9 protein-coding genes and 1 tRNA gene are annotated in these 11,574 nt (G+C 64.8%); 6 read left to right on the top strand and 4 right to left on the bottom strand.

Going from position 1 to position 11,574, the window contains the following annotated elements:
* The first annotated feature begins 289 nt into the window (after positions 1–289).
* Entirely contained in the window at positions 290–1,078 is a 789-nt protein-coding gene (locus Q0964_RS14705; protein WP_299269006.1) for an HNH endonuclease, read from the top strand.
* Positions 1,079–1,119: 41 nt separating this feature from the next.
* On the opposite strand, the gene Q0964_RS14700 is transcribed toward Q0964_RS14705, so the two are convergent.
* Positions 1,120–1,194 (bottom strand) — tRNA-Val (locus tag Q0964_RS14700).
* Between the two features lie 190 nt (positions 1,195–1,384).
* Between Q0964_RS14700 and trpD the strand changes: the two genes are divergently transcribed.
* The 5 genes from trpD (at position 1,385) to Q0964_RS14675 (ending at position 9,192) form a co-directional block, all read left to right on the top strand.
* Positions 1,385–2,386, top strand: coding sequence for an anthranilate phosphoribosyltransferase (trpD, locus tag Q0964_RS14695; RefSeq protein ID WP_299269004.1), 1,002 nt, complete (start codon positions 1,385–1,387; stop codon positions 2,384–2,386).
* Positions 2,383–3,024, top strand: a complete 642-nt coding sequence (locus Q0964_RS14690) for a phosphoribosylanthranilate isomerase (RefSeq protein ID WP_299269002.1) — start codon at positions 2,383–2,385, stop codon at positions 3,022–3,024. Before trpD ends, Q0964_RS14690 begins: the two co-directional genes overlap by 4 nt.
* Positions 3,021–4,733 carry an anthranilate synthase component I gene (gene trpE / locus Q0964_RS14685; RefSeq protein ID WP_299269000.1) on the top strand — a complete coding sequence of 571 codons (1,713 nt, stop codon included), beginning with the start codon at positions 3,021–3,023 and terminating at the stop codon, positions 4,731–4,733. The genes Q0964_RS14690 and trpE overlap by 4 nt, the downstream gene beginning before the upstream one ends.
* Positions 4,730–5,347, top strand: a complete 618-nt coding sequence (gene trpG / locus Q0964_RS14680) for an anthranilate synthase component II (protein ID WP_299268998.1) — start codon at positions 4,730–4,732, stop codon at positions 5,345–5,347. The genes trpE and trpG overlap by 4 nt, the downstream gene beginning before the upstream one ends.
* Before the next feature lie 704 nt (positions 5,348–6,051).
* Positions 6,052–9,192, top strand: coding sequence for an adenosylcobalamin-dependent ribonucleoside-diphosphate reductase (locus Q0964_RS14675; protein WP_299268995.1), 3,141 nt, complete (start codon positions 6,052–6,054; stop codon positions 9,190–9,192).
* A 216-nt stretch (positions 9,193–9,408) separates the two neighbouring features.
* Here the strand turns inward: Q0964_RS14675 and Q0964_RS14670 are convergent, their stop codons facing one another.
* From Q0964_RS14670 to Q0964_RS14660, 3 genes are read right to left on the bottom strand one after another with little or no spacing between them, the layout of a single operon-like run.
* Complete coding sequence (locus Q0964_RS14670) at positions 9,409–9,699, bottom strand: DUF8036 family membrane protein (protein WP_414652172.1); 291 nt, start codon at positions 9,697–9,699, stop codon at positions 9,409–9,411.
* Between the two features lie 9 nt (positions 9,700–9,708).
* Complete coding sequence (locus Q0964_RS14665) at positions 9,709–9,984, bottom strand: ArsR/SmtB family transcription factor (RefSeq protein ID WP_299268991.1); 276 nt, start codon at positions 9,982–9,984, stop codon at positions 9,709–9,711.
* Positions 9,985–10,033: 49 nt separating this feature from the next.
* Positions 10,034–11,515, bottom strand: coding sequence for a molybdopterin-dependent oxidoreductase (locus tag Q0964_RS14660; RefSeq protein WP_299268989.1), 1,482 nt, complete (start codon positions 11,513–11,515; stop codon positions 10,034–10,036).
* Positions 11,516–11,574 lie beyond the last annotated feature (59 nt).

Here is an 11,574-nt window from a genome sequence, read left to right as displayed (position 1 = left end):
CTTCGACCGCAGGGATAGTAAGGGCATGCAGTGTAGTGGAAGTGAAACGATGACGGCGTGGACGAATCGCTCCGCGATTCGTTCGCACACCAGAAATCGGAGATTTCTGGGGACGCTGTATCCCCTCCCTACTCGCTCCCTCCGGTCGCTCCTTGAGAAAGGGGGATTAGCGCCTATAATCAGCTAAGAACAGGCGACCATACCTCTCGGAGCCGAAAAGCAATATCCGATTCGACACAGACGCTCAAAGACTTTGCCGAGTATCGCTCGTCAGCCGTGGAGGTCGCCGATGAGTAGCCGGTACCGTGACGCGGAATTTCTCCGGACTCGATACGCCGAGAACGGGAGATCATCAAACGAGATTGCCGAGATGTGTGGGACGTCCTCCAGCACGACCCGTCGGTGGCTCGACCGGCACGATATCGACGCGGTCCATCGGTATCAGGACCGGCAGTGGCTTCGCGAGCAGTACGTCGAGAAACGCCGTGACCAACAGGACGTCGCCGACGAGTGCAACGTCGCCAAGACCACGATCTGCCATTGGCTCGCCCGACTCGACATTACCGGTGGGGAATCGCTGGCAACGAGTGCGTGTGAAACCTGCGGCGAGGACTTTCGGTACTACCCGTCAGTCCGTGACGGACAGTTCTGTTCGAACGACTGTGCCGGGAAACCGCGACGGCGACAGGTCGAACTCACCTGTCCCGGCTGTGAAAAGACCTTCGAGCGACGGCAATCGCTGGATACCGAGTACTGTTCGATGGCGTGTTGGGGGCAGAACAACGACATCTATATTGAAGATGATGTTTCCACACACTACCGGGACGGCTGGTACCGACAGCGCCGACGAGCCCTCGAACGCGACGACTACCGCTGCACGGTCTGTGGAATCACGAACGAGGAACACGAAGCCCAATTCGGGTTCGGGTTCGACGTTCACCACGCCGTCCCACTGCGACTGTTCGTCAAACGGGAGAAACCCGTGCGCGATGCACACTCACTCAGAAACTTGACAACTGTCTGTCGAACGCACCACCCCGATACACCCGGTGAGACTGTTGATACCGACCAAATATAGCACAGAATCGTCTCCCGGAACAGTACCTATAAAATTTTTAATGGGTTCGGACGGATTTGAACCGTCGACCTCCTCCATGTCAAGGAGGTGTCGTAACCGACCTAGACCACGAACCCGTACTTCCTGCACAGCATCGTAATCCACAGTGGTAATTGAAGGTTTCGGATTGAAGAAATCCGCTCCCTCCGGCGCTTGTGTCCGTGTCGCACGCGTTCGCGGGCCGCCCCGACCGCCACGAACTCGACACACTTAATATGATGAACGGATTTGTACATCGCAACGCGGATACGTTCATTGGTGTCCACAATGCAGGATTACGTCAAACGAGTCACGGAGGGTGAGGACCTGACGGTCGCACAGGCCCGGGAAGCCGCGACGGCGGTTTTCGAGGGGGCGACGGAGGCACAGATCGGCGCACTGCTGGCGGCGCTGCGTGCGAAAGGCGAAACGGAAGACGAGATCGCGGGCTTCGCGCAGGGGATGCGAGAGGCTGCACGAACGATTTCGCCGGCCCGGTCGCCGCTGGTCGACACCTGCGGCACGGGTGGCGACGATTACGACACGATCAACGTCTCGACGACGAGCGCGATCGTCGCCAGTGGGGCAGGCGTACCGATCGCCAAGCATGGCAACTACTCGGTGTCGTCGTCCTCTGGGAGTGCCGACGTGCTGGAGGCCACCGGCGTGAACGTCGAGGCCGAACCGCCGGCCGTCGAGACAGCAATCGAGGACGACGGAATCGGCTTCATGCTCGCACCCGTGTTCCACCCGGCGATGAAGGCGGTCATCGGTCCGCGCAAGGAACTCGGGATGCGGACGATATTCAACGTTCTCGGCCCGCTGACGAACCCCGCCGGCGCGGACGCACAGGTGCTCGGCGTCTACGACCCCGAACTCGTACCACTGATTGCCGACTCCCTGACGCACATGCCCGTCGACCACGCGATGGTCGTCCACGGGGCCGGACTGGACGAGATTGCCATCCACGACGAGACGGCCGTCGCTGAGGTACAGGGCGGTTCCGTCGAGGAGTATACGATCACACCCGCCGACCTCGGTCTCGACCGGGCGGACATCGAGGCCGTTGCTGGCGGGTCACCGGAGGAGAACGCCACGGACCTTCGCGGGGTCGTCGAGGGCAAAAGAACGGGTCCCAAACGGGATATCGTCCTCGCGAACGCGGGTGCGGCCATCTACGTCGCCGGCGAGGCCGACTCCCATCGCGACGGCGTCGAGCGTGCCCGGCAGGCCATCGCCGGGGGTGGGGCCGCGGAGAAACTCGCGGACCTCTGTGCGGTCGAGCAATGACACGGGCAAAAATCTGCGGTATCACGTGCGAGAGCGACCGCGACGCGGCCGTCGCCGCCGGCGCGGACGCGGTTGGCATCACCGCCGCCGTGACGGTCGACACGCCGCGGCAGGTATCGACCGAGCGGGCCGCGGTCCTCGCCGCCGCCGTTCCGCCGTTCGTCGCGAGCGTGCTGGTGACGATGCCCGACACTGTCTCCCGGGCCGTCGGCTTGGTGGAACGTGTCGACCCGGACGCCGTCCAGTTACACGGGAGTCTGGGACCCGAAGACGTCGCCGCGGTTCGTGAGCGCGCGCCAGCGCAGGTAGTTGCCGCCGTCGACGCCACCGACGCGGCCGTGGACGCCTACGCCGACGCGGCCGACGCCCTCCTCGTCGACTCGGTGGACGAGCAGGGTGGTGGCGGCACCGGCGAGACACACGACTGGGCGCGCACTGCCGAACTGGTCGCGGACCTCCAGACGCCGGTGATCCTCGCGGGTGGCCTCACACCGGACAACGTCGCCGAAGCGGTCGAGACCGTCGAGCCGTTCGCCGTGGACGTCGCGAGCGGGGTAGAGTTCGAGGGCGGCCGCAAGGACCACGATGCCGTCCGGCGGTTCGTCGAGCGAGCCGAGAGCGTGGAGGTCGGTGCATGATGGACACCAGCCGCGAGGCGTTTCTGGACCGTTCGGACACCAGTGAACCCGCAGTCGTCCGCGTCGCCGCGGACCTCCCCGCCGACGTCGAACCGCTCGCCGCCTACGCCGCGTTGACCGGCCGGACGACCGGCGCAGAGCCCGCGCCGTACGCCTTCCTGCTCGAGAGCGCCGAAAAAGTCGCCTCCAGCGACCCCGATGGGGCGTTCGCGCCGACCAAAGAGCAACGCCACGCCCGCTACTCGTTCGTCGGCTACGACCCCGAGGCGGTCGTGACTGTCGAGTCCGGCGGCGCGCGCGTCGAGACGTTTGACGACCGTTACGAGGGCCGTGTCTCGACGGGCGGGAGCGACGACGCGAACGCGGCGGAGCAAGACTCCTCGACCCATCGGTCGCAGTCTCCCGGGGACGCGGTCGACCACCTCCGGCGCGCACTCCCGGACGCGACCCTGCGCGGATTCAACGGTTCGGACCGCCAGCACCTCGACGGCGGCCTCGTGGGGTTTCTCTCATACGACGCCGTCTACGACATGTGGCTCGACGAGGTCGGTCTCGATCATCCCGAGGGCCGACTCCCCGACGCCCAGTTCGTCCTGAACACCAAGACGCTGGTCTTCGACGAGAAAGACGGCACCGTCTCACTGGTGTTCACGCCGCTCGTGACGCCCGACGAGGACGCCGGCGACCGCTACGACGAACTCGTGGCCGAGGCCGAGCGAGTCGCGGCCCTGCTCGTCGACGACGTGGCCCTCGAAACTGACGGGTTCGAGCTTGACGCGGAGCGGGCCGACCCCCGCGAGGACTACGAGGCCGCGGTCGAGCGCGCGAAAGAACACGTCCTCGACGGCGACATCTATCAGGGTGTGATCTCCCGGACGCGTGAACTCGACGGCGACGTGGACCCGCTGGCGTTCTACGAGTCACTCCGGACGGTGAACCCCTCACCGTACATGTACCTCCTGGGCTACGACGGGCTGACCGTCGTCGGCGCGAGTCCGGAGACGCTGATCTCGGTCCGGGACGACCGAATCGTCTCGAACCCCATCGCGGGGACGTGCGACCGCGGGACCTCCCCGGTCGAGGACCGCCGGCTGGCCGGTGAGATGCTCGCCGACGGCAAAGAACGGGCCGAACACACGATGCTCGTCGACCTGGCACGCAACGACGTGCGCCGGGTAGCCGACCCTGGGAGTGTGCGCGTCGAGGAGTTCATGAACGTCCTGAAGTACAGTCACGTCCAGCACATCGAATCGACCGTGACGGGGACGCTCGCCGACGACGCCGACCAGTTCGACGCCACCCGCGCCGCCTTCCCCGCAGGGACGCTTTCCGGCGCCCCGAAGATTCGGGCCATGGAGATTATCGACGACCTCGAACCCGAGCCCCGCGGGCTCTACGGCGGCGGCGTCGGCTACTACTCCTGGACCGGCGACACGGACTTCGCCATCGTGATTCGCACCGCCACCGTCGAGAGTGGCACGGGACCGTACACCGCCGACCGCCCTGACGACCTGGACCGCATCACCGTCCAGGCCGGCGCGGGTATCGTCGCCGACTCGGGCCCGACGAGCGAGTACTACGAGACCAAACAGAAAATGAACGGCGTGTTGACCGCACTGGACCGGATCGCCGACCGCCCCATCGAGGCCGACGCCCGCCCCGAGGAGGGCGACGACCCGACGACCGACCCGGAGGAGGTGTCCCGATGAGCGCCGCCGACCGGGGGACCGACCAGCGCCGCCCCCGAGTCCTCTTCGTCGACAACTTCGACTCGTTCACCTACAACCTCGTCGAGTACGTCAGCGAACACGCCGAGACCGAGGTCGTCCGCAACACCGCCTCGCTCGCGGACGTGCACGCGTACGACCCCGATGCTATCGTTATCAGCCCCGGGCCGGGTCACCCCGGGAACGAGCGCGACGTGGGCGTGACCAACGACGTGTTACGTGATGTGAGTCCCGACGTGCCGACGCTCGGCGTCTGCCTCGGTCTGGAAGCCGCGGCGCACGTCTACGGCGGGGCGGTCGGACGCGCGCCAGAACCGATTCACGGGAAAGCCTTCGCCATCGACCACGACGGCGAGGGCGTGTTCGCCGGACTGGACCAGGGGTTCCAGGGCGGGCGGTACCACTCACTGGTCGCGACCGAGGTCCCGGACTGTTTCGACGTGACGGCGACCTGTGAGAACGAGGGCGTGGAACTGGTCATGGGGATTCGCCACCGCGAGCACCCAATCGAGTGCGTCCAGTTCCACCCGGAGTCGGTCCTGACCGCAGTGGGCCACGACGTGGTCCGGAACTTCCTCGACTGGGCCGGTCAGTAAGGCGTGGCGACCAGTACGTCGCCGAGTCCAACCGCCCCCAGTGCCCACAGGACACCGACGACGACGGCAGCGACCACGCGAGACGCAGAAGGGCCCGACCGACCACGGTCACGGCGGCCAACGCGAGGAGTCCGAGCAACAACACGGGCGGTGACCCCAGCGGTCCGAGCTGAACCGGTACCATGGTCGAAACTACCACAGCCACGCAGTGGAACGTACGGGCCAGTCCCGCCGCTTCGTGTCGAGGTCACGGCGCGTCCGAACCGCGCGACTCGCGGCTCACCCGGAGCGGCGTGCCCTGCCGACGCCTGTGGATTCCGAGCCGTTCTATCCGGGTGCCGGTGCTGTCGAAGAAACACGGCCGCTTCGCCCAAACAACACACCCCAACCCCCTCTCATTTCTATTGGAAACACCCTTCCCGTCTCCGGGTTCTCTCGATTGGCGCTTCACTTTCACTCCGGTCTGCTCAGGCTTAACAGGCGTGCGCCCCTCGCTACTGACCGTAGTAATCACGCTCGCCAAGCGGTGCTTGCGGGCACAAAATAACAAATAAGTCACATCTGTATCGGCGCGGAAAACGCCCCAACGACAAGGGTTATTCGCACTCAACGTTAACACGAGTTCCGTCACAAATGATAGGTCAGAAGTCCAGAATCAAATCGCGAATCGTCCGCCAGCCAGCACCCGAAGGGGGAGAGCGTCCGTGAGTCGGCACGACCTCTCGACTGACGAGGTGACGCTACCGATCAAGCGCACTGAGGGTTCCTCCATAGAGAAGCGCCTTACTGGTAACGCATACCACAATATCCTCCCCGCGCGGTACCTGCGGAAAGGCGCCGACGGGGAACTGATCGAACAGCAGGAGGACCTTTTCGAGCGAGTCGGCAGGAACATCGCCCTGGCCGAGGCCGTCTTCGAGGCCGGGAAGCGGGATGTCGAAATCACCGCGACACCCGATCAGCTCAAGCCCGACCACCCGCGACGGGACGAACTCGCCGCGGAGGTGTTCGGGAAAGGCGTCACCGCCGACGCCGACGTCGAGACCACAGTCTCCGTCTACAACGTCAACAAGTTCGCCTACGAGACGCTGGTTCCGGAGCTACCCGACGCGGTCCGCGACCACGTCGAGGACACCGCCGCAGAGTTCCAGGACCTGATGGAGCGACTCGCGTTCATGCCCAACTCGCCCACGCTGATGAACGCGGGCGACGAACTCCAGCAGCTCTCGGCCTGTTTCGTCGACTCGCCCGAGGACGACATCGACGACATTCACGAGACCGCCAAGGAGGCCGCCCAGGTGTTCCAGTCCGGCGGTGGCATGGGCTACGCCTTCTGGCGACTCCGCCCGTACGGGGACGCCGTCGGCTCGACCGGCGGCATCGCGTCCGGCCCCATCACGTTCATGCGCACGTACGACCAGATGTGTGAGACTATCGCCCAGGGCGGTGCCCGCCGGGGTGCCCAGATGGGCGTCATGCGCGTCTCGCACCCGGACGTGATCCAGTTCATCCACGCCAAGAACAAGGACGTCTCCCTTGCAGAGACCCTGCGCCTGAACGACCCCGACGACTTCACGCACAACTCCTTTGCCGACGCGCTCGAGGAAGCGCGCGAACTCATCGACGACGGCGGCAAGGTGCCCGAACACCTCCGGAACGCCGTCGAGGGCCACCTGTCGAACTTCAATATCTCCGTCGGAATCACCGACGAGTTCATGAATGCCGTCAAAGCCGGTGAAGAGTTCACGTTCACCAACCCCCGGACCGACGAACCCCACGTCGCCACGCCCGAGACGAAAGAACTGTACGACATGTTCGGGCTGGGCGACCACGTCGAGGTCGGCGAAATCCTCTCTGTGCCCGCCGAGAAGGTCTGGGAGCACATCGTCGAGGGCGCCCACGAGAACGGCGAGCCCGGCGTCGTCTATCTCGAACGCATCAACAAGGAACACTCCTTCGACGTCGAGGAACATCCCGACCACCAGATTCTCGCCACCAACCCCTGCGGTGAGCAGCCCCTCGAAGAGTACGAGGCCTGTAACCTCGGCCACATCAATCTCTCGACGCTGGCCGACGAGGACGCCCCGGACTGGCGTCTCTGGTCCGAACAACACCGCGACGAGTACGACAGTCTCGAAGACGCGGTCGACGCCTTCCTCTCCGAGGCGCTCGACACCGAGGAGTTCGACCACCGCATCGAGATGGGGACCCGCTTCCTGGAGAACGTGGTCACCATGTCCGACTTCCCGGTCGAGAAGATCGAACAGAAGGTCCGGGAGATGCGCAAGATCGGCCTCGGCGTGATGGGGCTGGCACAGCTGTACGTCCAGCTCGGCATGAAGTACGGCGACGAGGCCTCCAACGAGGTCGCCCGCCAGATCATGCGCCACATCAACCACGGCTCGAAGTGGGCCTCCCACGAACTTGCCGACGAACGCGACACGTTCGACGAGTGGCACAACTCGAAGTACGCCGATCCCACGGAGTACCGCGAGTGGTTCGAGAAACAGACCGGTCTCGACGCCGACGAGTGGGAAAACGGGTTCGCGATTCGCAACCACAACACGACGACCATCGCGCCGACCGGGACCACCAGCATGGTCGGCAACACGACCGGCGGCTGTGAGCCGATCTACAACGTCGCCTACTACAAGAACGTCTCCGACGACGTGCAGGGCGACGAGATGCTCGTCGAGTTCGACGACTACTTCCTGCGCGTGCTGGAGGAGAACGGTATCGACGTCGAAGCCGTCAAACGGGACGCACAGGAACAGATGGCCGAGAACCGGTTCGACGGTATCGACGGCCTCGACACCGTCCCGGACGCCATCGGCGAACTGTTCGTCACCACGCAGGACCTCACGGCGAAACAGCACGCCGCGATTCAGACGGCCTGTCAGGAGGGCGTCGACTCGGCTATCTCGAAGACGGTCAACGCGCCCAACGACTCCTCCGTCGAGGACGCCAAGGAAGTGTTCGAGTACATCTACGAACACGGCGGCAAAGGCGTCACTTACTACCGCGACGGCACCCGCTCGAAACAGGTGCTGACGACCCGCGCCGACAACACGGAGTTCTCCGAGATGGACGAACAGGAGGCCGCAGATGTGCTCTCGGAGCAGATCGAGGACATCTTCGGGAGCCTCCAGGCGTTCCTCGACCACGAGGACGTCCAGACCGAACTCGACGCGTCCGCCGAGGACCTGTTCGACCTGGACGCGAGCATGTACGCCGACAAGCGCTCTCGGCCCGACGCACTCCGGGGCGTCTCCCAGCGTATCGACACCGGCTACGGGAAGGTGTACGTGACGATCAACGAGGACCCCGAAACGGGCGAGCCGTTCGAGTTGTTCGCCAACATCGGCCACTCAGGCGGGTTCACCAACTCCTTCACCGAGGCGCTGGCGAAAGTCATCTCGACGGCGCTGCGTTCGGGCGTGGACCCCGTGGAGGTCGTCGACGAACTCCAGGGCACCCGGAGCCCCAAGGTCGCCTGGGACAAGGGCGAGCAGATCCAGTCCATTCCGGACGCCATCGGGACGGCTCTGCGTCGCTACCTCGACGACGAGATCGACAAGGGCTATCCCGAGCAAAAGACCCTCGAGGAGACGGCCGCCGACACCGAGACCGCCGAGGACCCCAACGCCGAGGCCGTCGCCGACACCGGTTCCGGCACGCCGGAACCGGACGGCGGTGCGACGACACAGGCTATGCCCGGTGAGGATACGACACAGGAACTCATCTCCAGCGGCGAGAGTCCGGAGTGTCCCGACTGTGGTGCGATGACGCTGTACTACTCCGAAGGCTGCAAGACCTGCGAGTCCTGTGGCTGGTCGGAGTGCTGACGGTCTGGTAATATACCCCACTTACACCTGGAGCGTGTGACACTACGGGGAGCGACCGACCGAATGCACCGGTTTTCTGTTTTTTCTGCCGGCAGAGACATTAGACCTCACGGCCCGACGCCGCCGGTGAGGATGGGGCCCATCGAAGCCGTCTCGGACCTCTCGGCGTGGACCGACGAGAAGGCGACGCGGATGCGGAGTGACGGCGGCCCGGCGCTACTGCCAGGTGACGTAGGTCAGAACGGCCAGTGCGATAGTCTCCAGTCCGCGGAGGGCGACGACGAACTGCTGGGCCATCGTGTCGCTTGCGTACAGCATACCCATGTCGAAGAAAAAGTAGATAGCACCGAGATTCTCGACGAGCATCACGGTCGAAAACGCGAGCAGGCCGAGGATGAGCGGCGATCTGAACTGCCGGTAGTTGCGCAGCCAGACGGAGCTGAGGGCTGCCAGCAACAGCACGTTCAGTCCCGCGAGTCCGCTTGCGATCGTAATCCAGGTAGTCATTGCCATAGGTCACTCCACGTGTTCGATGATCTCCTCGAAGGCGTCGCGGTGGCGCTCGAAGCGGTCCGTGAGGAAATAGAGCTTGCCGTAGTCGTCGCCGCCCGGCTCGACCACGTCGTGGTCTTCGAGCATCTCTAAGTGGTGCCGGATAGTGTTGTAATCGACGTCGATCTGTTCGGCGAGCTGGTTCGCGTTGCGTGGGCGCTCGTCGAGCGTCCGGATGATCCGAGCCCGATTCTCACCTCCTCGCGTGCCGGCCAACAGATACCACAGGGCCTTCTCCATCGACTCTGAGTCAGAATTATCACGGTTCCGGTTTATGAATGCTGGTCTCTCACTGCACAGTCCTGGACACCCACCCCGTCGCACCGCGTGGGAACTTCCCTCGCTCTTCCTGGGTCTGGAGCGTCCCGTTTCCGTCGGTTGCGCGGACGACCACCTCGTGGGACCCATCGGGCGGGTCGTAGCGGTAGCGCCACTGTCGCCAGGCGTCGATACCGTCCAGCGGTTCGGTGAGTTCGGCCTCGGTCCACGTCGAACCGCCGTCGGTCGACACCTCGACCTGCTGGATGCCCCGGATACCCGCGTAGGCGTGGCCGCCGACCTCCTTGCGCCCGTCGTCGAGGTCGTTGACGGCGTGGAGCTTTGCGACGGTTTCGACGGGCCCGGTTCCGTGCCAGCCTCTCTCCTCCCAGTAGCCTTCGGCGTCCTGGTCGAGGACTTCGATCTCGGTGATCCACTTGACCTGAATCTCGCCCCAGTGACCCGGAATAAGCGCCCTGACGGGGTAGCCGTGCCCGCGTGGGAGCGCGCTGCCGTTCATACCGTAGGCGAGCAGGCTGTCCTCGAGTGCGTCCATCGGGAACACCTGGTAGTAGTCGTCGGCCGCCCGGAGCCGCACGCAGTCGCAGTCGCCGTCCGGGCCGGCCCGTGCGACGATGTTCTCCAGCGGGACGCCCGTCCAGAGGGCGGTGTCCATCTTCTTTCCGTTGAGGTCCTCACCGACACACCGCAGGGTCTCGAAGCGGTCGACCGACTCCATGTTCTTCAGCGCCGCGTAGTCGAGCGTCGTCTCCTCGTCGACCTCGCCGGTGATCGTCAAGTCCCACTCGGACTCGTCGACCGTTGGATTCACGTTGGCGATGTCGACGGTGTAGAAGTTCTCGCTGACCAGCGGCTCCGCACCGTCCATCGAGAAGGACTCTTCGGACGCGTTCTGAAGCAGCTGCTGTTGCTTCGAGTTCTCTGAGAGCGGTTCACCGCCGAGTTCGGGCGTGCGCCGTTGCCCCACGGTGTATCCGGCGAGGCTGAACCCAGCGACGGAGAAGCTCCCCGCGATGATCTGCCGACGGCGCGAGTCGACCGGTTCCGGCGTCGGGAGCGACGGTGCAGCGACGGTCAGCAGAACGACCACCCCCGGCGGGAGGGCCGCGCCGAGCGCGAGCAACGCCTGGCCGGTCGTCGCGGTGACGAACGCCCAGGTGCCGACCGTCGTCGCCACGACCGGGAGCGCCCGGTTGTTGAGCTGCTGGCCGAGAAAGCGTGAACCGACGACCAGTACACCGACACCGCCGGTGACCAGTCCGACCCCGCTCAGGAGGATGAGCGTGTGCCCGAGGTCACCGAGGTTCTCGATGACGTAGTTGGTAAGCGCGGCTGGACTCGCCTCGGTGATCCAGGCCGTTACGGGTGTGATGACGAACGAAGGCGTGAACCCGGCGGCCGCGTACGAGCCAACGACGGCGGTGATACCGGCTACGAGGCCGACCAGTAGCGTCGGCAGCGCGTTTGGCAACTGCGCACGAAACCGTGACATACCAGATGAGAAGGGACGCCCACTGAAACCGATTGTCCGAACTCCGGACCGACTCCGTT

Origin of the sequence: Halorientalis sp. (assembly GCF_028275115.1) — an archaeon.
Classification (GTDB): domain Archaea; phylum Halobacteriota; class Halobacteria; order Halobacteriales; family Haloarculaceae; genus Halorientalis.
The sequence above is the reverse complement of the archived record's forward strand: the minus strand, read 5'-3'. Positions and strand labels throughout refer to the sequence as shown.